General features: G+C 34.7%; 22 protein-coding genes and 2 pseudogenes. 11 read left to right on the forward strand and 13 right to left on the reverse strand.

Features of this window, described 5'->3' with window-relative positions; translation table 11 throughout:
- Positions 1 to 4 precede the first annotated feature (4 nt).
- Entirely contained in the window at positions 5 to 628 is a 624-nt protein-coding gene (locus tag PLX19_RS22205; protein ID WP_272191059.1) for a hypothetical protein, read from the forward strand.
- Positions 629 to 722: 94 nt separating this feature from the next.
- Here PLX19_RS22205 and PLX19_RS22210 read toward each other — a convergent pair whose 3' ends face one another.
- Positions 723 to 1,187 (reverse strand): DUF2691 family protein, encoded by a 465-nt coding sequence (locus PLX19_RS22210; protein WP_272191024.1) that lies wholly within the window; start codon positions 1,185 to 1,187, stop codon positions 723 to 725.
- A gap of 426 nt (positions 1,188 to 1,613) precedes the next feature.
- Between PLX19_RS22210 and PLX19_RS22215 the strand changes: the two genes are divergently transcribed.
- A complete protein-coding gene (locus PLX19_RS22215; RefSeq protein WP_272191025.1) occupies positions 1,614 to 2,048 on the forward strand; it encodes a DedA family protein in 435 nt (144 codons plus the stop codon).
- A gap of 111 nt (positions 2,049 to 2,159) precedes the next feature.
- Here PLX19_RS22215 and PLX19_RS22220 read toward each other — a convergent pair whose 3' ends face one another.
- Both PLX19_RS22220 and PLX19_RS22225 read right to left on the reverse strand, forming a co-directional pair.
- On the reverse strand, positions 2,160 to 2,999 hold the full coding sequence (locus PLX19_RS22220) for an aldo/keto reductase (protein WP_429756103.1): 840 nt from the start codon (positions 2,997 to 2,999) through the stop codon (positions 2,160 to 2,162).
- A gap of 16 nt (positions 3,000 to 3,015) precedes the next feature.
- Positions 3,016 to 4,230 (reverse strand): MFS transporter, encoded by a 1,215-nt coding sequence (locus PLX19_RS22225; RefSeq protein ID WP_272191026.1) that lies wholly within the window; start codon positions 4,228 to 4,230, stop codon positions 3,016 to 3,018.
- A 321-nt stretch (positions 4,231 to 4,551) separates the two neighbouring features.
- Here PLX19_RS22225 and PLX19_RS22230 point away from each other — a divergent pair, with 321 nt between their 5' ends.
- The 6 genes from PLX19_RS22230 to PLX19_RS22255 all read left to right on the forward strand — a co-directional run bounded on the left by PLX19_RS22230 (position 4,552) and on the right by PLX19_RS22255 (position 10,910).
- Entirely contained in the window at positions 4,552 to 4,896 is a 345-nt protein-coding gene (locus PLX19_RS22230) for a winged helix-turn-helix transcriptional regulator (RefSeq protein WP_272191027.1), read from the forward strand.
- Between the two features lie 422 nt (positions 4,897 to 5,318).
- Complete coding sequence (locus PLX19_RS22235; RefSeq protein ID WP_272191028.1) at positions 5,319 to 5,588, forward strand: hypothetical protein; 270 nt, start codon at positions 5,319 to 5,321, stop codon at positions 5,586 to 5,588.
- A 171-nt stretch (positions 5,589 to 5,759) separates the two neighbouring features.
- A complete protein-coding gene (locus tag PLX19_RS22240; RefSeq protein ID WP_272191029.1) occupies positions 5,760 to 6,479 on the forward strand; it encodes a tyrosine-type recombinase/integrase in 720 nt (239 codons plus the stop codon).
- A gap of 6 nt (positions 6,480 to 6,485) precedes the next feature.
- A complete protein-coding gene (locus tag PLX19_RS22245) occupies positions 6,486 to 8,759 on the forward strand; it encodes a tyrosine-type recombinase/integrase (protein WP_272191030.1) in 2,274 nt (757 codons plus the stop codon).
- Complete coding sequence (locus PLX19_RS22250; protein WP_272191031.1) at positions 8,752 to 10,410, forward strand: tyrosine-type recombinase/integrase; 1,659 nt, start codon at positions 8,752 to 8,754, stop codon at positions 10,408 to 10,410. The genes PLX19_RS22245 and PLX19_RS22250 overlap by 8 nt, the downstream gene beginning before the upstream one ends.
- Positions 10,411 to 10,412: 2 nt before the next feature.
- Positions 10,413 to 10,910 carry a DUF6262 family protein gene (locus tag PLX19_RS22255; protein WP_272191032.1) on the forward strand — a complete coding sequence of 166 codons (498 nt, stop codon included), beginning with the start codon at positions 10,413 to 10,415 and terminating at the stop codon, positions 10,908 to 10,910.
- A gap of 325 nt (positions 10,911 to 11,235) precedes the next feature.
- On the opposite strand, the gene PLX19_RS22260 is transcribed toward PLX19_RS22255, so the two are convergent.
- The 6 genes from PLX19_RS22260 to PLX19_RS22285 form a co-directional block, all read right to left on the reverse strand.
- Complete coding sequence (locus PLX19_RS22260; protein ID WP_272191033.1) at positions 11,236 to 11,979, reverse strand: ABC transporter permease; 744 nt, start codon at positions 11,977 to 11,979, stop codon at positions 11,236 to 11,238.
- Between the two features lie 10 nt (positions 11,980 to 11,989).
- The gene (locus PLX19_RS22265; protein WP_272191035.1) at positions 11,990 to 12,766 is read right to left on the reverse strand and encodes an ABC transporter permease; all 777 of its coding nucleotides are present in this window, start codon (positions 12,764 to 12,766) and stop codon (positions 11,990 to 11,992) included.
- Positions 12,766 to 13,689 carry an ABC transporter ATP-binding protein gene (locus PLX19_RS22270; protein WP_272191036.1) on the reverse strand — a complete coding sequence of 308 codons (924 nt, stop codon included), beginning with the start codon at positions 13,687 to 13,689 and terminating at the stop codon, positions 12,766 to 12,768. Before PLX19_RS22270 ends, PLX19_RS22265 begins: the two co-directional genes overlap by 1 nt.
- Before the next feature lie 42 nt (positions 13,690 to 13,731).
- Positions 13,732 to 14,400 (reverse strand): GOLPH3/VPS74 family protein, encoded by a 669-nt coding sequence (locus PLX19_RS22275; protein WP_272191037.1) that lies wholly within the window; start codon positions 14,398 to 14,400, stop codon positions 13,732 to 13,734.
- A 17-nt stretch (positions 14,401 to 14,417) separates the two neighbouring features.
- Positions 14,418 to 14,894: a small multi-drug export protein gene (locus PLX19_RS22280; RefSeq protein WP_272191038.1), complete on the reverse strand. Its 477-nt coding sequence runs from the start codon at positions 14,892 to 14,894 to the stop codon at positions 14,418 to 14,420.
- A gap of 138 nt (positions 14,895 to 15,032) precedes the next feature.
- Complete coding sequence (locus PLX19_RS22285; protein ID WP_272191061.1) at positions 15,033 to 15,227, reverse strand: helix-turn-helix transcriptional regulator; 195 nt, start codon at positions 15,225 to 15,227, stop codon at positions 15,033 to 15,035.
- A gap of 384 nt (positions 15,228 to 15,611) precedes the next feature.
- Here PLX19_RS22285 and PLX19_RS22290 point away from each other — a divergent pair, with 384 nt between their 5' ends.
- Both PLX19_RS22290 and PLX19_RS26085 read left to right on the forward strand, forming a co-directional pair.
- Positions 15,612 to 15,815, forward strand: coding sequence for a helix-turn-helix transcriptional regulator (locus tag PLX19_RS22290; protein WP_272191039.1), 204 nt, complete (start codon positions 15,612 to 15,614; stop codon positions 15,813 to 15,815).
- 6 nt (positions 15,816 to 15,821) lie between these two features.
- The gene (locus tag PLX19_RS26085) at positions 15,822 to 16,256 is read left to right on the forward strand and encodes a hypothetical protein (protein WP_334313779.1); all 435 of its coding nucleotides are present in this window, start codon (positions 15,822 to 15,824) and stop codon (positions 16,254 to 16,256) included.
- Positions 16,257 to 16,871: 615 nt separating this feature from the next.
- Here the strand turns inward: PLX19_RS26085 and PLX19_RS22300 are convergent.
- Positions 16,872 to 17,306: pseudogene (locus tag PLX19_RS22300) on the reverse strand (GrpB family protein).
- A 179-nt stretch (positions 17,307 to 17,485) separates the two neighbouring features.
- Here PLX19_RS22300 and PLX19_RS22305 point away from each other — a divergent pair.
- Positions 17,486 to 18,436 carry a nucleoside hydrolase gene (locus PLX19_RS22305; RefSeq protein WP_272191041.1) on the forward strand — a complete coding sequence of 317 codons (951 nt, stop codon included), beginning with the start codon at positions 17,486 to 17,488 and terminating at the stop codon, positions 18,434 to 18,436.
- A 705-nt stretch (positions 18,437 to 19,141) separates the two neighbouring features.
- On the opposite strand, the pseudogene PLX19_RS22310 reads toward PLX19_RS22305, so the two are convergent.
- From PLX19_RS22310 to glaH, 3 genes and pseudogenes are all read right to left on the reverse strand, one after another.
- Positions 19,142 to 19,693, reverse strand: a pseudogene (locus PLX19_RS22310) (restriction endonuclease).
- 447 nt (positions 19,694 to 20,140) lie between these two features.
- A complete protein-coding gene (gene lhgO / locus PLX19_RS22315; RefSeq protein WP_272191042.1) occupies positions 20,141 to 21,361 on the reverse strand; it encodes an L-2-hydroxyglutarate oxidase in 1,221 nt (406 codons plus the stop codon).
- Between the two features lie 76 nt (positions 21,362 to 21,437).
- Positions 21,438 to 22,370 carry a glutarate dioxygenase GlaH gene (glaH, locus tag PLX19_RS22320; protein WP_272191044.1) on the reverse strand — a complete coding sequence of 311 codons (933 nt, stop codon included), beginning with the start codon at positions 22,368 to 22,370 and terminating at the stop codon, positions 21,438 to 21,440.
- Positions 22,371 to 22,743: the final 373 nt, after the last annotated feature.

Here is a 22,743-nt window from a genome sequence, read left to right on the forward strand (position 1 = left end):
AGCTGTGAGCGCAGGTCGTGGTCCTAATAGTGAAATCCACTGTTTTGCACGTGGAATTAATAATCAAATTTTGCATAAGTTTGGTCGTTCAACGTGGAGCGATTGGGAAGACCTTGGTGGAAATTTCATCGATGCACCTGCGGTCGCCTCCTGGAGGTTTGACCGACTAGATGTTTTTGCGTGTGGAACCGATAATCATTTGTGGCATAAGTATTGGAATGGTTCAAGTTGGAGCGACTGGGAAGATCTCGGTGGTACCCTTTCCGCCGGTCCAGCAGCTGTTTCTCGAGCAGAAAATCTAATCGACTGTGTTGTACGTGGAACGGATGGTCATGTGTATCATAAATCTTTTAATCGTTATGGGTGGAGTGATTGGAAGGATCTTGGAGGTTTTATCATCGGTGCACCCGCAATCTCGTCCTGGGGACGAGATTCACTATATGTTTTTGGGCGCGGAGGCGATAATAAATTACGGACTAGGCATTGGGATGGGCAATGGTGGCCCGAATGGCAAGAAATTGGGGGTCCCATTATTGCCTCTAGCCCAGCAGCTGTTTCTCGGACATATGATTACATCGATTGTTTTGCACGTGGAACCAATAGTCAATTGTTGCATGCGTATGTCTAACTTTTAAGGAACATGAGTGTTGAAAATCGTTCTCTCCCTAAAAATAATATTGGTGATGTAAAAAGACCTTTACATAATCAAAGGTCTTTTTACATCACCAAACAGATAGCCTTGTTCTTGTATCATTTTCATCAGTTATATATTCAACATTCTTACATCCACAATCTCTTGCATTGTTATATAATAATTCGAGGTCTTTCTTATTTTTGCAATATATCGTGACATAACTACAATCAACCACTAACAGAACAAAGTGACACTTGCTTCCAATAAACTCTTCATAGGTATTAATATCAGAGGATTCACCTTTTACATATGCTTGTAAGTCAGCGAAAATAATATAATATTCATTGCCTTCTAATAGATTTTTGAGTTCAGCCCCGTCAATCATATCTCTATCTTCTAAGAAAAGTTCTTTACCTAATTGGTCATTTTCTACTATATATGACTCACCATCGCCAATTCGCCAACTAAAAGCAGTAATTTCAATTGGCTTTAGCACTTCTCCAAGCAAACTTCCATATTCGTTTGGAACTTCAAAACTAATTCCTCTCCTCATAACATCGCCCCCTCAAGATTATTAGAAAACTAAACAGTTTAATGGCTATGCAGCAATTTTTCTTTTCGCACTATTCTTTTTTCTCATATAATCGTAATCTGTGTCTACCACTCAGTCTAATCTCACTTAAAAAAGGAGATGCACTACTTCGCGAAAAGCCCTCGGTAAAATATGAATTTATTCATAAAAATTGCTCCCAATTCCGTGTGGAGAAGATGTGCGACGTTTTGGGAGTTTCCAAAAGTGGTTATTTCAAATGGTTAAAACGACCGAAAAGTGACAGGAAGAAACAGCACGAGAAGTTATCACAAAAGATTTTTCAGACTCACCTAGAATTTGAGCAACGCTATGGCGGCGTGAAGGTAAGTGAGCGAACAGTTTCTCGTATTATGACAAAGAACCAATGGTTACCTCGCTATTTTTTTAATGCTTGTTTTTGGAATTATCGGATTACCAATCCCTGATGAAGTCATGATGACAATCGTAGGTTACTTTACGAATATTCATGTCTTGAATTATGAGCTTGCCATTTTAGTCAGTTTTGCAGGAGCGTTGTCGGGTATGCTGATCAGTTACATAATTGGCAGAAAGGCAGGGCGTCCTGTTATTGAGAAATATGGAAAATGGATCGGTTTGAAGGAAAAAAGAATTATCAAATTTGAAAAATTCGTGGTAGAATATGTATCCTACTCTCTTATTTTTGGATATTTCATTCCAGGCTTCAGACATATAACCTGTTACCTTTCGGGAATTAGCAAAATGAATTTGAAAACTTATATGTTGTCCGCTGCTATTGGCGCATTTTTATGGTGTTTCACGTTTATTACAATCGGCAAAGGTATAGGAATTATTCATGAATAAGAAGGTCTTTCTTAACTTGATACCGATGGTGCGGTACTCCTGTATGTAATTAGAACATATTTTTCTACACAAAAAAGAGTGCATAAATTGCACTCTTTTTACTCATTTTCATTAGAAATCGAAGTTATCAGGATCTGGACCAACGCGGTGATTTTCGTTTAATGCATCGATTTTTTCCATATCTTCTTTTGTTAATTCAAAGTTAAATACATCAGCATTTGCAATAATACGGTGTTCTTTCGTTGATTTTGGAATTGTTATAACTCCATTTTGTAAATCCCAACGTAAAATAGTTTGCGCTGTTGTTTTACCATATTTATCAGCGATTTCTTGTAATGTTTCGTTCTCTAATAATTGCCCTTGCATAAGCGGTGACCATGCTTCCATTTGAATACCTTGTTCTTTACAGAAAGCTTGTAGTTCTTTTTGTGTTAAACGCGGGTGATATTCCACTTGGTTGATCATCGGCTTAATCTCTGCATCTTTCATTACATCTTGCAAGTGATGGATTTGGAAATTACTTACGCCAATTGCACGTACGCGATCTTCTTTGTAAAGTGTTTCTAACGCTCTCCACGTATCTTTATATTTTCCTTCTACAGGCCAGTGAACAAGGTATAAATCTAAATAATCTAACTCTAATTTTTTTAAGCTCTCTTCATATGCAGCGATTGTTGTTTCATATCCTTGATCTGCGTTCCACACTTTTGAAGTGATAAATAAATCTTCTCTCGAAATCCCAGCTTCTTTTATACCTGCACGGATGCCTTCACCCACTGCTTTTTCATTTCCATAAATTGCAGCTGTATCAATACTTCGGTATCCTTCTTTAATCGCTACCTTTACAGCCTCTACAAGTTCTGGTCCATCTTCTACTTTAAATACGCCTAAACCGAACCAAGGCATTTCTACACCATTATGCAATACTGTTTTACTTTGTAAATTTTTCATTATACTTTTCTCTCCTTTATTTAACTTGATCTCTTTTTTCTAACTTCATACTCCAAGCTGTTAAAATAACAGCGCCGCCTACCATAATACCGCCTACCCAAGCTGTATGAATTAACCCTAACGAGTTCGTTACAATACCACCTAAATAAGCCCCAAGAGCAATTCCTGCGTTAAACGCTGCAATATTAATTGCTGAAGCAACATCGACAGCGCTCGGTACAAATCGTTCAGCCAATATAACGACATACACTTGTAATCCCGGAACATTCATAAATGCGAATAGCCCCATAAGAATAATTGTAATAAGCCCTGCTACTTGAAATGGCGCTGTAAATGTCAGTACGAATAATACAATTGCTTGAATGAAAAACATATAAAATAATGCACGAATTGGATTATGATTTGATAGCTTCCCACCAACCATATTTCCAATCGCAATTGCAATTCCATACACTAACAAAATGATCGTAACGGTACTTGCTTTAAATCCTGTTACCTCTTGTAATAACGGAGATAAATACGTAAATGTTACGAATGTCCCCCCATATCCTAATGCAGTAATGATGAAAACAAGTAATAGTCTTCCATTCGTGATAAGTTTAAATTGATCACGAAATGATACAGACGTGCCTTTTTTTAAATCAGAAGGAATTAGCATACTGTTTGCGATTAAGGCAACGATTCCAATTACCACAATCGCCATAAACGATGCTCTCCAGCCGAATTGTTGACCAATAAATGTTCCAATTGGCACTCCTGTAATGGTCGCAACAGTTAAACCAGTAAACATAAACGCAATTGCGCTAGCACGTTTATTCTCTGGTACAAGTGCAGCTGCAATTGTGGATCCTATCGACATAAAAACGCCATGTGCGAAAGCAGATACAACCCTCGCAATAAGTAATACAGTAAAACTTGTTGCGACCGACGCAATTCCATTACCGACAATAAAAACAAACATAATCCACATTAATAATGTCTTTCGCGACATACTAGCTGTTAACGACGTTAAAACAGGTGCTCCAAAAGCTACCCCTAACGCATATAACGAAACGGTTAAACCAGCTGTTGTAACAGAAACATGTAAATCTTCCGAAATAGATGGTAATAAACCGACACTAATAAATTCAGTTGTACCAATTCCGAATGCACTAATTGCTAACGCTAATAACGCAAACACACTTCTTCTATTTGTTTGAACACCTGAAGAAGATACTGTATATGAATTCAATTGAACTCCTCCTTAATACAAGAAATCCAATCATAATAGTATGATAAAAAGGCCCTTTTATCTTCTGCAAAAATATATTTATTGCTTATAAATGCTATTATGAATGATTTCATCTCTTTTATGAAGAACGCACTTTTAAGTAATATAGGTACCAAAAAGTAACATAGTAACCTTTTAGTACCGTACTACTCATTTACCTCTTACGTATGTTATTATGAAACATATTCAACGCAATAAAAAGTACGTACTTTAAAGTGCTATAGGTACCTAAAAGTAACCTTTAAGTTATTTATCGCTAAATTCATCAAAGGAGATTTTCATATGAAGAAATACAATATTCCTGTGGAGGCAACTTTAGAAGTTATCGGTGGAAAATGGAAAGTTGTTATCCTTTGTCATTTAAAGAAAGGCACAAAGAGAACGAGCGAGTTAAAACGTTTAATGCCTGGTATTACACAAAAAATGTTAACACAACAATTACGCGAACTAGAAGAAGACGGTGTCATCCAAAGAAAAGTATATAACCAAGTACCACCGAAAGTAGAATATTCTTTAACTGATTACGGTTCGTCTTTAGATTCCATACTAGATTCTCTCTGTACTTGGGGCGAATGTCATCTTGAGAAGAATGGGAACACGGATATGCTTATTACAGCTGACGAATAAGAAAAACGTACAATATTGTTACGGTGCAAATTGTACAGTTGCTACCTTGTCACTATACATGACAAAAAAATCAATTTCATATTGATCTATCACTGTACCATCATTCGTCTTTCCCTAGATTACCATTTAAATGCATGCAAACACCCAGTAAATATTTATCATCTGTTAATCGAGCTAAATCTTTGATTTAGCTCTTTTTTATGAAAAAACTCTTCGCACAAGAACATAAGTTCGTGTGCAATAGGAACAAACGTTCTTATTTGTAGGAGTGATTACTTTGTATGACTATTCTCTATTACCGAACCGTCACATCTTATGCGTAGATCTTTTCTGTTACTATTAAGTCAACGATTCTATATCGTTGACATTTTTTTATATAAGGAAACTGATAGATATAGATTTTTATCTTAGGAGGAATGATAATGAACCAAAATGATACCTTACTTGTAGAAATAGCTAAAGGGGAAAATGAATTACGTTACTTAATTACAAATGACGGAATTCCAATTCCAGAGGTATCCCTCTGGTTAGATTTGGTTAGCTTAAATAGTTATTTAACAGGGGAACGTTATGCATACGCTCTATTGAAATATTTACGTTTCCTAAAAAGTAAAAATATAGATTTTAGAGAGGTTCAAAACAAAGGTACCATTGAAGAGTATGTAAAATATCTATTGGGATTTAGAGAATAAATTATTAACATTGAAGCTCCTTTAACATTTACAGCTATACAAACTAATCTTATCCCAATAAAGCAATTCTATGGTTGGCTAGAAGATGAGCAGGTATTAACTCAAAGTCCTCTCCGATCGAAGGTAGAAAGACAAAATTCTTCTTTTAACGTTCATTGGAAAAAAAAGCTATTGTACGGTCAAGTATGGTCTTTTAATACAGAAAAAACGATACTCGCAAGAATTAAATATACAAAAAAACATGTACATCTTAAATGGTATACAGAAGATGAAATTAAAAGAATTACTAAGTACCTTCCTACTGTTCGGGACAAAGTTATTTTTCAAATAAGTATAGAAACTGGTATGCGTATTGGTGAAATTTTAGGATTAAAGCTAGAACACTTTGATCCAATTGAACAAACATTACAAGTTGTACGTGAACCAAATATTGAAAATAAAGCCAAAGCGAAGACAGAAGAAAGAACAATTGTTATAAATAATAAACTAAGTGATCTAATTCAGGAGTACCTAGTAAATGAGCGAGGATTAGTTGATATAGAATATAGTTCTTATTTATTTTTAAATTATCAAGGTATTTTTAAAGGAAAACCTATGAAGACCAGGAACTTCCTTAGGATTTTGAAAAATGCAGGAGAAAAAGCTGGAATTAATAAAAAAGAAATTCGTACTCATAGTGGACGTAGTACAAGAGTACAGCAATTAGTCGAACTCATGCGAGATCATCCCCATTTAGGTATCACACAAACCTATATTGATAATGAAATGGGATGGAGAAGTGAAAAAACAATTAAGGTATATGAACGAGGATACACTTTAAAACAAAAACGACATATTTTAGAAAGAATTAATAGCATTACATTAAATCAAGATATGCCAGAGGAGAATTGATATATAATGAATCTGGAATTAGAGATGTACAACGTTAAAATTCTTAATATTCAATATATTATTGATGTTTTGGAAAATGAATGTGCGAAAGGGAAAACAATTAAACAAATTAAAACGTTAGAACACTTTTCCATCCTATCTCACAAGCTCCGTCAAATTTTTAAAGAACTAGATTATCAACTTTATAGGTATGTGATGAATTCATCTTCATTTAAATTAAAAAAAGCTATTGGACAAGTTGTTGCACAAGAACTATCACAAGAATTTACTTATTTTGTTGAACAAATGTGTAAGTGCCATTATGAATTAGGAAAAGAAATTTCGATAAAAGGTATTTATACCAGTATTCGAGGTTTACAATCTTTTACGTCAGGTCCTGTAATCGAATTATATGAATTAGCATATCATAATTTTTATAATAAAATTAGACAAGAACTTATACAGGCGCTCTTAGAATTTAATAAAGAAGCTATCCGCCAGATTTGGTCAAATTTAAGGCAGACAATATTTTTTGAGTTGTTACTTCCAGAAAATGAAGTACCTCTTATTAATTACTTAAAACAGTGTGGTTATGAAATCATAGAATTTGGTTATACCATTACTTGGCACAAATTATGGCTTCATTCATTTCAGTCAGATATGACTGATAAAAATCATGCAACTCGCCCTTATGGTGGGATTTTTTGTGATATAGAGCCATTCAAAAAATACGGAGATCCTATTCTAACTGTAGTTAATGAACTAAGAGAAGAACAATTGAATGATATGGACAATAACGTGTTAAATACTAAAGATGATGTGTGGAAGTTAGTAGAGAAAAATATTGAAGTTCCACGTATTATAAAACTGAATTTTGAAAATATATCTTTTTTTATTAAACAAGAATTAAAAGATTATTTACATAATTGGTTTGAAAAAGGAGAAAAGGCAAGAAAAATTCAACAACGTTTTTGGAATTTAATGCGTATTATTAATACAATGAAAGAGCTTGATAATATTAATGTTTTTTCTATGTTAGAACTAGATAAGTATCAAGTACAACAAATCTTTTCACATCTTCAAAACCAAAAGAAAAACAGTGGTGACGTTAAATATAAAATGGTCACGATTAATGGATCTATGACTGAAGCACGTTTATTTGTAGACTGGTTAATAGAAAGAAAGAAAATAGATAACCATTATACTAATCCTTTTCGTGAACTAATACTTCCTAATACACGTATAGATAGTGAAAATATACCTTATATTCCAGATGAGATAGTAAAACAGTTGCAAACTGCAATTAAAGAATGTCCATTACATATTCAACACGCTTGGCTTATTATGATGAATACCGGATTACGTATATCCGAAGTGTTAAAACTAGAGAAGAATTGCTTAGAATGGGAGATAAAAGAAAAAATCTTTTATCTAAAATATATCCCTCATAAAATATTACATTATAGAAGAAAGATAGGACTAGATGATTATAATAAAATTCCTATTCTTGATCCCATTGTTGTTAATTATATAAAAAAACAAATTGACAATACTGAATTTCTACGTCAGCAAGCGAATACAAATTATATCTTTATACGTCTAACTGGTACAAAAAGAAAATTACATCAAAGTGCTCAACGTGTAATTGCGTATACTGGTTCTGATATTGAGGCACCTATAAACCGCTTGATTCGAAGGAATAAAATTAAAACCGCGGATGGGGAATTATGGGTGTACTCGCACCATCAATGCCGAAAAACACTCGCTACACGTTTACTCACAGAAGGAGCTTCTATTCAAGAAACATCGCAAATATTAGGTCATTTAACAGAAAGAACCACTCTTCAATATTATGATGATATTGATAAAATGAAAATTGCTCACTTGGATCGTACTTTATTTGAAGCTTTATTTGATGAGATACAACCAGAGGTTATTAAGGCATATACCAAAGATGAGTTAACTGCACTAAAAGAAGAGATTTTACAAGGTGCCCGTGAAACTCCGGAAGGACATGGTACTTGCCTCAAACATGTTTCTTTTGGGCCATGTAAAAAAAAGTCCTGTGTGGGCTGTTCTCTTTTGCTAACAGGACCTCAAAAATTACCAATGTGGAAAAAGCTATATAATGAACAAAAAGAATATATTGAGCGTTTAGCTACTTATCATAGTGAACAAGGTAATGCTAACTATGGGGAGTATAGGGAATTTCAAGCAGAAAATCATTTGCTAAAAACATATGAAGATACAATAAAGAAGTTAGAATCTTTTATAAAAGAGAGGATGAAACTACATGAATAAAAGAATCGATACTTCGCTTCTTGAAAGTATACCGTACTCCAAAAATATAAAAGAACAATTGAAGCAAAAAACTATGATATACGGAGATTTTTCCTTTGATGATGATACGTGGAATTGCCTAAAAAAAAGAAGAGATACACGTTATTTGTCAGAGTATACATTGCATTTCAAAAGTACCCCACAAAAATACAGAGAACTAGTCAAATATTTTGTCTTGAGTTTATCTGACTCTATTGGTCATATCAGAACTTTGTGCAGAAATCTAATTAAATTTTTCAATTTTCTTGAACTAAACTTTTCCAAAGTAGATCTTAAAACTGTAGACCGTTCAATAATAAATAAATATGAATACTGGCTTCGTATGAACATTTTAAGTAATAATGTAAAACGTTCATGTTATTTAGCTATCCGAAAATTTTTTTCTATATTAAATGAGTTTCCAGAGCTACCAGATATAAATCCAACTAAAAAACGTAATCCATTTCCAGAGAAAAAAGGTCAACCTAAAGAACGTTATATTCCTCAGGAAGTCATTGGAAAATGGGATTCTGTTATGAAAACAAACACTGCCATTCCTTTAGAGTTTCGAACATTGTATTGGCTTTTACGTTCTTTTCCAAATCGAATAACTGAGATTCTTAGTATGAAAAGAGAATGTATAAAAAGTTTTTATAGTGAATATACCATTCTCATTCCTACTTTCAAGCAAACTGGCGGTTATAATCGGCCTGAAATCAAAGCTATCCCCGTCATTTACACTGGCCATGGCAAATATGTAATGGATTTAATACGCGAACTTCAAATGCAAACAGAAGCTTTATTATCAAATACTAAATATGAATTTAAGAACAAAGAGTATACAGATTTACTATTTATCGTAAAACACTGGACTTTCTCTTTTGAAAATAAAAATATTAATATTCGTATCAACGACCAAAAAAATTTAACTTTTTGGACACAGTCAAAGGTAAACAATTTACTTGAGCAATTAGCTGTTGCATTAGATATTAGAGATAAGAATAATAACCTTTTTATTCCTACGACTCACCAATTTCGACATAACGCGGTAACGGATAGATTATATGTGGTGGGATACACAGCAGAACAAGTTAGAAAACTAACTGGCCACAAGAATGAAAAAATGACAAAATATTATGTACATCAGTTAGTAGAAAAGCATAAAGAAATTCATTTAAATATGGAGAATTTAAGAAATGAAAAGGAAAGCCCAGTATCTTTTAGAGGGAAAATAATTAATTTAGACGAGCGTACACAGTCACAGCTAGAAAAGGATTCGCGTAAATATTTAACATGGGAAGCAAATGGAAAAAAAGGAGTAGGAATTTGTAGTGATATATCGGGCTGCAACCCTAAAGGGACCTCTATCCATTTTGAATGCTATGCATGTGATTGGTTTGTTCCTAAAATTGAGTACCTTGATGATTATAAAAAAGAATATAGCTATTGGAGAGAAATGGTTGAAAGAATCGGGAGTAATAAAAAACGTGTGGCGCACCTTGAGAACGCTATTCGTAATGTAAGCTACTTAGAGCGTATTATAAATATTTGTGAAATAGGTATTGAAAAATTTAAACAAGAAACTATCAATAAGCAAATAAATAATAAAAAAGAACGTTATAGGTGGGAATAAAATTGACATTAAATGAGGGATTAAAAGCGATACAAGAAAAAGCTAGACAACAAACTATAGAAGCTGTGGCATGGGCTGTTGAATTTATTAAAGATACCGAAGGAGTAAACAGTAAAATCACTGCTCAAAAGTTAGTGGAAGTAACTAATTTAAGTAGAGCTGTTTTGTATAAAAAACATATACGTGGTATTTGGGACGTTAATTGGAAACAGTGTAAAAAACTTTCCTTAAAACCAAATGATGTAGTTTGTGTTGATAATAATAATCCACAACTACAAATTGATGAACTCACGTATAAATTATCCATAGTCGAAAATAAGAATGAAAAGTTGAAAAGAAAATTAGAGCAAGAACAAACGCGTTTGCAAATAAATGTGCAGGAGATAAAAGAAATAAAAGAGAAACATCAAAAGCTTTTATATCAATATTTAAAAATATTAAGGGAACTGCATGTTCGTGGTATTAAAATAAAAGATTTAAATATAGAATCTACTATTTAATAGTAATTCATTGTTGATATATACCGTATCTAAATACTATTTATTATTAAATACAAATTGTGTAGCTTTAAAATAAAGTTACGCTATTTGTAAAAAGACGTAATATTTTAAATGAAATTGCGATATTTTTCTTTTTTAATTAAACTTTTTTATAAAACAGGATGGCACGTACATTTTTCGAAATGTGCGTGCCATCCTGTTATACAAACATTTCTCCTAAAGGTCCAAAAAAGAATAAGATAGCTAAAACAACTACTGCTACCGCCATAATGGCAATAATGGTGCCTTTTTTCACTATAATTCCCTCCTTATTTTGAATAGGTATTTATTTCATTTCAGTACGCATGAAATTCCAGACTCCGGCTAAACTAAACAAGAGAAAACCACCTATTACTGCTAAGTACAAAGCTTGGGTTGTGTGTGTAAATCCAAGTTGATTTTCCGGTGTCATAGCATAAGCAGGCTGCGACCAAGGATAATATCTTCCATACTTTGAACCTGTCACAAAGATATTCGGAATTATAAAAGCAAAGTTCAAGGCAATTGGAAGAGAAAAGTTTTGCCATTGTATCGCCAGCCAGGTTTGAAGGGCTATAAGAGGCAGAATGGACAACCATCCATTTAGAAACAGGCCTAGAAATTCGAAATATGGAAATGTTCCTGTCACCCCCATCACTTTCCCTAATATAAGGAAATACAAAAACATCATAACATTTGTCATTCCCACCAACAGCCAGCCCCATATCATCTTTGATAGATAAAAGTATACTTTTGGAATAGGATAGAACAAAAGCTGCTTCCACCCCCCATTTGCATGTTCAAAACGGCAGAGTATCGCCAGATACACACTTGAAAGTAGCGGACAAAGAACGGTTCCGTACAAAAACTCGACTTGGGTCCACGCTCCCGTCCATCCTACCATTCCATTCTCTTCAAAAACATGGATATGAGTAACATAGTTGGCCACTCCAATAACAGTAAGAAACAGGGGTGTTATCAAAATAATCAGCCAAATTGGCATATAGTTCCTCAGCTTCAGCAAATCATTCCATAATACATCTTTAAACATACTCTTCCTCCTAATCTACTTCTCTACTGGAAAAATGTATCGATCCAATGATAGTGAAAAATAAGCCCACGCCAACGCTAATCCAAACCCATTCCCACTGGTAATCAGGGGAATTAACGATACTAGAAAAATCAGTAATGATATTTTCATTTGAAAATGTTATTTGGTATGGCAGGACCCACGGAAGATATTGTGTAACCCCCGGCAGCTGAATCAAAAATAGCCCCAAGGCTATTCCTACTCCTCCCATCATCATCGGTATCGCCTGATTATTTAATACCATGGACATCCATAGCTGAAGCCCAATAAGAGCAAAAGAAGTCAGATATGGAAACATTGTAAAATAAAAGATTCTGGAGGCATTGAATGTAGCGCTCCCCCCAAATAAAAATCCAGAAAGGCACATCGCAACCATTAAAAATAAGCCCGAAAGTAGCACACCAAGGCATATCCACATGTAGCGCGTCCAATAGTATTGGGTCTTGGATATTGGCATAGAAAAGATAAGTTTCCACGATCTTGCCTGGTGCTCTAGATTAGCAATGCATGAGCATAAAATTGTAACGGAAAGGTGGATAATAAAATAGTTGCCGTAAAATGTAATCATCCATATGGTACCCCAAATGTTATAACTCCTACCTTCTGAGACCTCCTGCTGTATATCACCAGCATTCAGCAAAAGCAGCAGAGTTACCCCTCCTACTAATACAGCAGGGAAAAATAGGACAAGTCCCCAAAACCATGAACGTTTTATTTTAACTAAATCGGACGAGAATATCGGTCCCATTATAAGCTCTGTCCTTTCCCTGTAAGATCTAAGAAGATATCTTCAAGTGACTTTTTCATACCTTCCAGGCGGGAGACTGTAAATCCAGCCTCTACTAGTACCTTGTTGGCTTCCCCGGCTATAGATGGTGAAGATTCTTGAATATACACAGTCCCTTCTTCCTCTTCAAAATTTGCCTCAATGCCTTTATGGTTAAGAGAACTAGCTGCTTCCAAAGGCTTATCGACTTTTATTTTAATTTTAGGTTCACTTTCTTTCCTTAGAACCTCAATAGAATCTTGAAAAAGCATCTTCCCGTTTTGAATAATCCCCACCTGAGTTGCCATCAACTCTATTTCACTAAGTAAATGGCTTGAAACCAAAACGGTCATTCCAAACTTTGCAGGCATTTCTTTAATAAGTTCACGTATTTCATGAATACCAGCGGGGTCAAGACCGTTGGTTGGTTCATCTAGAATTAAAAGCTGTGGGCGATTTAACAAAGCGGTTGCAATACCCAACCTTTGTTTCATTCCTAGGGAATAATTCTTAACCTTTTTATCCTTGGCACCTTCTAGCTGGACAATTTTGAGTACCTCCTTTACTCTATCTGCATTATCTATTCTTAGCAGTCGCCTGGCAGCTTCTAAATTTTCATAGCCGCTGAGATGACCGTAGTAGGTCGGTGTTTCAACAAGAGATCCAACTTTCCCTAAAATTGACAAACGATCCTTCTTTAGATCCTGATCAAATATCTTCACATCGCCCTTAGTAGGGCGAATAAGACCAAGCAACATACGGATAGTCGTAGTTTTCCCAGCCCCGTTCGGACCTAAAAATCCGTAAATCTCACCTTGACTGACTTTCATGTGTAAAGAATCTACAACTATATTTTTTTTGTAGGTCTTTGTTAGATTATTTGTATTGATAATTAGTGAGTTCATTTTGTATCTCCCTTCACTATTTAATTAAAGAATAATTACCGTCTAAGGAGTCACTAGTGCACCACCTAAAGAGGCAAGACAAGCTGTAATATCCTGTATGGCTTTTTCAATCCGTTGAATAGAATTTATATCAATTGAAAGCTGGTCTTTTTGCCCATTTATACGGTCCATTATTTCTACTCTTTCTTTTGAATTAAAATAATCTTTTAATAATCCTGTCTCTTTCAGTAAACATAAAAGAATAACTGTCTGTTCATTAGGAACTCTATTATAGATGAGCTGAGAATGAATCAGTTTAACAACTTGTTCTCGCGATTGATTAATCTCGGTGATTTTTCGTAGAGGTAGAAAAGGAACTTTTAAACCCAAGGTGATTGCCCCTTTTTTTTGCAGTTCTTGAAGAATAGAATTGTGTATCTTTCCTCGTAACCGGTTTTTGAAATGAAAATACTTAATCCAGGCTTTTAATTTTCTCGTTCTAAATGATTTAACAAGAATAAGGATAACTTGGTCCAAATAATCAACTCCAGTTATATTGGTATCGATAACTATAACTTTTCCCTTTGTATCCAGCTCTATTTTCTTTTTTAAAAGTAGATCAATGAATATAGACCCAATGCTATATGTTTCTGTGTATGAACTATACTTCAAACGAAGAGGATTTGCCCCTAATAGAACCATTTCTTCTGGCAAAGAAAGCCGATGTTCCATAAATTCACCCCTCCATATTAAATAATGTTTAGATAACTAAAGCCATACATGGAACCGATAGTGAATATAGTTGTCCAAACAGCTAAGCTAACGGTCATCCAACTTATCACTTGTGTCCGAGAGGAACCAAATGTTAAAGCCAAAACAGCGGCAATATCAGTGCCGACAAAAATTGGCGCAAGAAGCGCTAGACCTGGAATACCGTATCGATCCCAAATTTTTCTAGATCTTGTTTCTTGTTTGGAGGGAGCCGTAATTCCTTTTGCTTTTCTCCTTTTTTCTCTCCATGCGTAAAATTGCTTAAAGAAAAATCCTAGCAATAAAACTAAAAGCAAGTTACCCGTAAAAGCCACTATTGCAACTCCAAGCGGCGGAAGTCCCCATGCCACACCGATAGGAACTACAATAGATACATCCATCCAAGGAGCGAAAGCAACAACGAAAATTACAATGAATTGCCAGACAGTCGTTTGGTCTTGTGCCCATTCAAGCATTACATCACCTCCTTTACAATCTTTATTTAAATTACGAATCGTCAGCAAATAGCTGCTTTTCGTCCTAGGGGTTATACAGGAAAGAAATAAAAAAAGTAACTAGCAGAATAAATAAAAATATCGGAATAATAGGAGACCTTATTCAAGGAAAAAAACTTCTTCTACTGTGACTTGAAAAGCCTTGGCAATTTTTAAGGCTAACGTTATGGAAGGTGCATAATCACCTTTCTCAATTAATCCAATCTTTTGTCTTGTGGTCCCAATTTTTTTAGCCAAATCTTGCTGAGACCACCTGTTGCGTGCACGCATTTCTCTGACTCTATTAATTAGCATTCCACTAGTCCTTTCCATAATTTAACTACGCTTATAATAAATTAAGCGATTAATAATGTCAACAATCCTTTGCATTTTGTAAAAAATAATTGCCTTAATGTATTTAGGAAATTATTTTTATAAAATGAACTTTAAAAACGAGACCCCAAATCAAAACACTTAACCCATTCGTTCCCTATATTCCTTTAGGCACAGGTGGTTTAATTTTCATTGACTTCGCACACAATTGTTATTGCAGAAGTATAATACCGTCCTAATTATGAAGGGTATTATTTATGTTTAATTCATGCAATTATTTATAACAAAATGCAAATAATTATTTGCATTTCGTAACATATCTATTACAATAAAGATATTCAATCAATATAAGAGAGGGAAGTTTGAATGCTTGAAAATAGAGTTCGAGAATTACGCGCCCGTTTTAGGTGGACTCAGCAAGACTTAGCTGATGCAATTGGGGTAACGAGACAAACAATTGGATTAATTGAAAAAGGGGACTATTCCCCATCGGTTACGATGGCATTAAAAATAGCCCAATCGTTTAATGTTTCCGTAGAAGATGTATTTTATTTAAAAAGGGAGGATTGATTCTTTATGTTGAATCATGTTTTACGTTCACCATTTTTTCCTATGAATTTATTGGTATTTATTACTGCATTTTTGCTACTGTCTCTAATGAATACACAGGTATTTCTGGCTAAATTATGTTTTGGAATTTTAATATTTTTTACGTTTGGATGGTCCTTATTTATAAAGTTTTATAACCGAAGAAATCCTAAAAATAAGATTAAATTAATGAGCATAGTTCCACAGGAGTTTCGCGAAATGGATGAAGGACAACAGTGGGTAACATTTAAGGCTTGCCGTAATGTGTACATATACTACACCTTTGCTATTCCAGTTACTGTACTAATCTGTTTTATCTTTTCTCAAAATAATCTTGTTCCGTTATTAAGTATTGGTATATTAGGTATAGGACAATACGTTGTTTATTGGTTTACTACTATTTACGTGTTAAAACATGTCTGAATAATACAGAAACTCGATAAGGAAATAAACAGTTGTAGCTTTAAACAAAAGATCTTTATTATTACTAAACAATTAACGCTTTTGAAAGAACGTAAGTTCGCTTATGATAAACACGAACTTACGTTCTTTTCTTCTAAAGATGTTACTTTACATGATCATTCTGTATGTTCAATTTAAATAATAAACAAATAGTTTACGAGATATTGACAACAGAATACTTCGCATATCTTTGAAAATTCTCCAATTGATAGCAAGAGGCTACCTCCATTTTTCATATTTTTATATGGAGCTTTGTTCTATTCCTTTATACAGCTTACCGTAAGGGGAAAGTCAACCACAATAATCCTCCTAGCTAAAGTAAAAAAACACTCACGAGAGTGCTTTTTACTAAAATCTTATATTTACACGGTTGCTTTAACTTTTCTTTGATTAACCCGCGTGCTTAATTGAATTAATCTCTCGCGATCTATTAGTACCACGCGATTCGCGCTAGCAAGTTTGCGTGCGCTGTCTTTTTATTTTCTCTCTTTATGTTATAGATGCTATCAGACTCAGTATATTTTGATTCTTGTATAGGTACAATTTTTATAATATCATCTAATCCACATAAGTTATTTATAATAATTCAGCTAATTTTTGTTTTAATTGATAATACTGTTGGAGTGTATCAGGATGTTTTTTTAGATAATCTCTAAATAAGATATTACTGTTTCATTCTTCACTCCCTAGTTCATAAACGTGCAAATGATGTGTTCCCGCTCTCCATAATCCCTTTCTAAAAAAACTTCTGTTTGGAAGCTCTTTATAAAATACATATTCATATGCAATCTTTTTTTAAGGTTCCATAAACACATCTACTTCTTTTAAATTATGAACTCCAATCATAATATCTAATATTGGTTTAGCTTCTAATCCTTCAACAGATGTACTTCCAATATGTTCAATTGTAATAGCCGTATCTCCCATTATACCTTTTAGAAGCTTTCGTTCTTCTTTAAATTGTAGTGCACAATCCGTTGTATACGCCTCAATAACAACGGGTCTTTCCATATTTCTAATCCCCCTTATGTATTTTACGCCTGAACATAGTATCAAATTTAGATGAGCAAAGCTACTTCAAATGAATAGAATTCACTCTTTAGGAATACATAAAATATATACGTACAAGCTTAGTCTAATCACTACATCATTAGTGAAAGTAGGATTCTATAAATTTTGGAGGAATACATATGCAAAAAAAGGTTCTCCTGTTTACAGATTTAGGAATTGATGATGCATTTGCAATGCTGTATACCTTTTTTCGTAAAGATATTCAACTTGTAGGGATTGTAGCCGATTATGGAAATGTATCAAGAGAAAATGTAATAAGAAATATTAACTATTTGAAGTACATAGCGGGAAGAAAAGAGATACCTGTATTCCTTGGTGCTTCTGTACCGTTGACAGGTATATTGGTTCAGTATTTCCCTGAGGTACATGGAAAATTCGGATTAGGACCTATCATTCCCCCTGAAATTTCTTATCCAGTTTATCCTTTAAATGACATTTATCAAATTATACTTTCAAATTTAGAAGACCTTACAATTATCAATTTGGGAAGACTTTCTTCGCTAGCTACGACCTTTGTATTGAATTTAGAAACAATGCGAAACGTAAGAGAATACATTTGCATGGGCGGAGCTTTTTTCTATCCAGGTAACGTGACTGCCGTGGCTGAAGCTAACTTTTACGCAGACCCCTATGCAGCAAACTTAATTCTGCAGCATGCGAAGAACTTAACAATTATTCCGTTAAATGTAACTCAACATGCGATTGTTACACCCGAAATGGTCCAGAAAATCGATGCATTTCATCGGAATACACAGGACCTCGCAGGACTCATCATCAAACCTATGTTAGACTATTATTATAATTTCTACTCCAAGTCTACTCCTGGTATAAGCGGAAGCCCTATGCATGACTTTGTAACAGTGTGGTATTTGCTGAATCAAGAGGCTGTTAGCCTTTCAAAAGTACCCATTAAAGTTATTCCTGATCAAGGGGAAGGATTTGGTCAAAGCATTGCAGACTTTCGTTTTGTTACTAATCCAGGCTATAAAACACATAATGTAGCTTTTCAATTTGATTATGAAAGATTCAAGAAGGATATTATGGAAACGTTCTTAAAGAAGAGAGTGTAACATACTTTATTAACTTCAAATAATACGGATTATATGAATGAAAAGTCACTTAACGTACAGGAATTTGACTTTTTAAGTTAAAATTCGCTTATCATACAAAATCCTCGAAATGTTGGCTGTACTCCATCACTATCAAGCTAACAAAACAAAATCCCCCTAAAATGAAAAAATCCGCTGACTTCTCAAAGTAATTAACTGTAGTGAAAGAAAATTTTCATTTTTAGGGTACATTAAAACTTTAGCTTGATGGTCGAGAGCATCTAAAAAGAATGATTTTATGTCAGTTTTTTAATTTAGATTTATATAGCAATGATTAAAAAAAAGCGGTTAGCCACTAAGATAGGCTAATCTCTTCCCCTCTTGCTAATTTAAAACATATTGGGCAAGTAAACCGGATGGCTTTACCCAGAGCTTCTTCTTTTATCTTTAAAATCGAATCTATTTGTCTAATGTGAGCTAGCATACTCTCTCTAGTAGACATTGTATTAAAATTGGATATTTTTAAAGTAACTTCATTCTTACGTAGAAATAGCACATTTTCAATGATTCGATTTCCTTCCAAAGTACGGAATGAATTCTAGGCTCCTTAAGTACCATTTGAATGTTTTTCGAAATTTGATAAATCTTTCATCCAAAAATGCTCCTAATATTTCATGCCAAAGCAAAGAAACACTCATGAGAGTGCTTTTTACTAACATCTTATATTTACACAGTTGCTTTAGCTTTTCTTTGATTGACCTGCGTGCTTAGCTTAATTAATCTCTCGCGATCTATTAGTACTACGCGATTCGCAGTAGCTAATTTGCGTGCTGCGGCTATAAAATTGCTGTTCGTAACAACCCGCATTTGATCTGCTTTATAAAGTTCTTTTGCACCAACAATTTCTTGAACAGAACTAATTCCTACATTCTTCTTATAACGCTTTGCTTGCACAATAATCTTTTTGTTATTTTTTCGTAAAATTAAATCCGCTCCAAAGTCGCCATATGCCTTCGTAATTTATGTTTGATAACCAAGTTCTCGAAATAAAATACCTAAGTATTCTTCAAATTGATGACCATTCATTTTATCAATATCATAGATTTTTGATTGCTTGCGTTCTTTTAGCTTCTTAACATTCACATAAATATATAACAATATAATAGCTGCTGATATCATTACGATTGGTATCCAAAACTCACGTTTCCATAGTATTGCGACAACTGTCATAACTAGTAAAGAACCTAATATGGAATCATCTTGCTTTCGTTTTGCCATCTTCTCACCTCCGCTCTTTTACCAAAATAACTAAGTTTAATAGGCTATGTAAAATATAATTCCTAAAATAACTAGGACAATACCCCCTTTAATTATTGGTCTAATACTATCTGGTATATAAGTACTTGCAACAAATATAATACCCAGTAGTACCCATGCATACCAAAGCATTTCCTTTAGTGATTGCGGTTGTTCTACATTGAAATTCATTGCTTTTTCCTTTCTATATAAAATCCTTATATTAAGATATATACATTATTACATTTTTAAACAAAATAGCCAATACTCACTAAGGAAATTGCCTTTTATGCCTCTATTATGTTGTGTTAATACATTGGCTGGAAAGTAAAATTATTAAACAGACTTTATAATTAATACCCGATAAAGACCCTTCCGATAAATTCCACCAAACCCAAAAAGCTATCCCAAAAGGATAGCCTTACCTAACTAAGCTTTCACACGAAATAATCCCGCCGGACTCACTCTATCTGGAACTTGCTCCGCAATTGCCTCTCCAATTATCAAACTAGCTGTCGCAGCTGGGGACGGGGCGTTGCAAATATGCATGGAGTTAATGCCTGGGATGATGCAGAAATCATCGACCATGTTTCCGTTAGAGAGAATGGCTTGTGCCCTTACCCCCGCATGAGTTGGGACGATGTCTTTTTCTGTTAGTTCTGGAATTAGGCGCTGTAAGCTTTTGAGAAATGATTGTTTGCTGAATGAACGGATCATTTCTTTCATACCTTCTTTCATGTTTGGCATGGCCATTTTCCAGAAGCCAGTGTAGGTCATTGTTTCCATGAAGTCTTTTAGGTTAAAGTCTTTTTTTGTGTAGCCTTCTCGCTTGAAGCTTAGGACGGCGTTGGGCCCTGCGTGTACGTCTCCGTTTATCATTCTTGTAAAATGCACACCTAAGAACGGAAAGTCCGGATTGGGTACTGGGTAGATTAAGTGTTTTACGAGATGGCGTCGTTCTGGGATGAGTTCGTAATATTCGCCGCGGAACGGGACGATTTTCATATCTGTTAAGATTCCTGCTTTTTTGGCGATTCGATCACTGTGTAGGCCAGCGCAATTAATGAGAAATTTCGTTACGAATACGCCTTGGTTTGTTTCGATTGTGACGACGTCTTTTTTTTCAAAGATTTGTTCTGCTTTTGTGCCTAGGTGCACTTCTCCGCCGCTTTTCTCAATGAAGCGGGCAAAGGTATGGCTGACTCCTTTGTAATCGGCGATGCCGCAAGACGGAACACGAATTGCGCCTAATCCTTTAACATGCGGCTCGATTTCAGCTAATTCTTCTGAACTAATTTTTGCAATGTCTAAGCCGTTTTGCAGGCCTCTTTCATAGAGATTTTGCAGAAGCGGAATCTCTTCTTTTTCTGTTGCGACAATGACCTTTCCGCACATGTCATAGGCGATTCCGTTTTCTTTACAGAACTGAACCATTGCAGCATTTCCTTCTTTTGCAAATTTTGCTTTGAAGCTGCCTGGTTTATAGTAAATACCGGAATGGATGACACCGCTATTATGTCCCGTTTGGTGATGGGCCAGTTCGTTTTCTTTTTCAATGATTGCGATTTTGGCATGAGGGAATTTTTTCGTTAAGGCCATCCCTGTTGAAAGCCCGACAATTCCTCCGCCGATAATAATAAAATCGTACATGTTGTTTCCCCTCCTAAAAAATATCTATGTATATCATGAAAGGCAGGTCTTGTTTCAAGACCCGCCGCACTGATTATTATTTGGAAAAGCAGCCGCGTTGGCGCATTAGCTCTCGATATAAATCTTTATTTTTCTCAAAAGGAGCCCGCCCGTGCATCCAAAATAGATTATTTAATAGAACTAAATCACCGACTGGTAATTTTAATGCATGCGTTGCTGGAGAGTTTTCAACAGAGTGTGATAGATCTTTCAAATAGTTTGCTTGTTCAATATTATCAGGGTAAGCAAATTGATCGATAAAGCAGATACACGGTGCATTATTCACATCAAAAAACGTTTCACGGTGCACGATTTCTTGTGCATTTTTACTTGGAGGTGCTTTGTATGTGATTTTGACAGATGCTAGTGAATGATTTCGGAACTTATCAAGTTCTTCCCAGTCATCTAAATGAAGTAAACGGGATTCGCCGCCTACCGCATTCTGTTCTTCGATCTTCATCATAAGCAGCCAATCTGTCGGTTCATCAACAAATGTTCCATCCGTATGAAGAGTGAATAAGCGATACGCTTGACGCAGATAAGAATCACTGCTGTCTGTATCTTTTACGTTAAATCTAGCATAATACGTCCCTGTCATCGCATCAAAGTTAGGCGTACCAATTAAATGCGTTAATGCCGTCGCAAATTTCACATAGTCTTCTGCCGCTGTTGTTTCACCTTGTACACCAATTGTAAATCCGCCCGTTTCGCGGTCATGAATAATCCCGCGCACATTTTCCATAAAAGATGCTCCAAAGATCTTTTTCATTTGATCAGCAAGATTAAAGCGGGAATAAGGAATATATTGTAATAACTGCTCAGAATATTCTTTTGCCTCTTCGAAAAATTGCCCAAGCAATTGTTGATCTAACGCAATATGATACAAACGTTTATGTTCTGGATGAGGCATAATTTCATACCCCTCATATTTCTTCGCAAATTTCATTTTCATTTCTTGTTCCGTAATCATCTACATCTTCCTCCTTAGTTTAGGTAAGGTGAAACTTCCCTTTTAGGAGTGTTTTTCTCCTAAAAGGGTTAGTTGAACCAATCGGGCCTTTACGGGCAGTTGTCCCAACTTCTTCTTTGCTTCTCCCTGAATCTTTAGGTGGGGATCTTAAATAGCAGGATAAACTAAAAAGCCAGTCATACGCATCCACAATGTATCCATTGTCGAAACGTACAACTGGCTTCAAATTACGAGTGTTCTTTAATCTCTTAAAGTACAATAATATTAGACAGTTTTTTTATTCAACTATATGCAAAATAGAAAGCGAAGATCGGGTGTAGAGAAGGATTATTTCTCGTATGGATCTTATCACTTTATAAGTAAATATTAATTC

Origin of the sequence: Bacillus sp. BP-3 (genome assembly GCF_028401955.1) — a bacterium.
Classification (GTDB): Bacteria; Bacillota; Bacilli; order Bacillales; family Bacillaceae_G; genus Bacillus_A.

Excerpts from the sequence above, each read along its gene's own strand:
- PLX19_RS22280 (WP_272191038.1), bottom strand. The coding sequence starts at position 14,894 with ATGCTTGAATGGGCACAAGACCAAACGACTGTCTGGCAATTCATTGTA.
- PLX19_RS22305 (WP_272191041.1), top strand. The coding sequence starts at position 17,486 with ATGCAAAAAAAGGTTCTCCTGTTTACAGATTTAGGAATTGATGATGCA.
- PLX19_RS22230 (WP_272191027.1), top strand. The coding sequence starts at position 4,552 with ATGAAGAAATACAATATTCCTGTGGAGGCAACTTTAGAAGTTATCGGT.
- PLX19_RS22275 (WP_272191037.1), bottom strand. The coding sequence starts at position 14,400 with ATGGAACATCGGCTTTCTTTGCCAGAAGAAATGGTTCTATTAGGGGCA.
- PLX19_RS22245 (WP_272191030.1), top strand. The coding sequence starts at position 6,486 with ATGAATCTGGAATTAGAGATGTACAACGTTAAAATTCTTAATATTCAA.
- PLX19_RS22235 (WP_272191028.1), top strand. The coding sequence starts at position 5,319 with ATGAACCAAAATGATACCTTACTTGTAGAAATAGCTAAAGGGGAAAAT.
- PLX19_RS22210 (WP_272191024.1), bottom strand. The coding sequence starts at position 1,187 with ATGAGGAGAGGAATTAGTTTTGAAGTTCCAAACGAATATGGAAGTTTG.
- lhgO (WP_272191042.1), bottom strand. The coding sequence starts at position 21,361 with ATGTACGATTTTATTATTATCGGCGGAGGAATTGTCGGGCTTTCAACA.
- glaH (WP_272191044.1), bottom strand. The coding sequence starts at position 22,370 with ATGATTACGGAACAAGAAATGAAAATGAAATTTGCGAAGAAATATGAG.
- PLX19_RS22220 (WP_429756103.1), bottom strand. The coding sequence starts at position 2,999 with ATGAAAAATTTACAAAGTAAAACAGTATTGCATAATGGTGTAGAAATG.
- PLX19_RS22215 (WP_272191025.1), top strand. The coding sequence starts at position 1,614 with ATGCTTGTTTTTGGAATTATCGGATTACCAATCCCTGATGAAGTCATG.
- PLX19_RS22285 (WP_272191061.1), bottom strand. The coding sequence starts at position 15,227 with ATGCTAATTAATAGAGTCAGAGAAATGCGTGCACGCAACAGGTGGTCT.
- PLX19_RS22260 (WP_272191033.1), bottom strand. The coding sequence starts at position 11,979 with ATGTTTAAAGATGTATTATGGAATGATTTGCTGAAGCTGAGGAACTAT.
- PLX19_RS22290 (WP_272191039.1), top strand. The coding sequence starts at position 15,612 with ATGCTTGAAAATAGAGTTCGAGAATTACGCGCCCGTTTTAGGTGGACT.
- PLX19_RS22270 (WP_272191036.1), bottom strand. The coding sequence starts at position 13,689 with ATGAACTCACTAATTATCAATACAAATAATCTAACAAAGACCTACAAA.
- PLX19_RS26085 (WP_334313779.1), top strand. The coding sequence starts at position 15,822 with ATGTTGAATCATGTTTTACGTTCACCATTTTTTCCTATGAATTTATTG.
- PLX19_RS22250 (WP_272191031.1), top strand. The coding sequence starts at position 8,752 with ATGAATAAAAGAATCGATACTTCGCTTCTTGAAAGTATACCGTACTCC.
- PLX19_RS22265 (WP_272191035.1), bottom strand. The coding sequence starts at position 12,766 with ATGGGACCGATATTCTCGTCCGATTTAGTTAAAATAAAACGTTCATGG.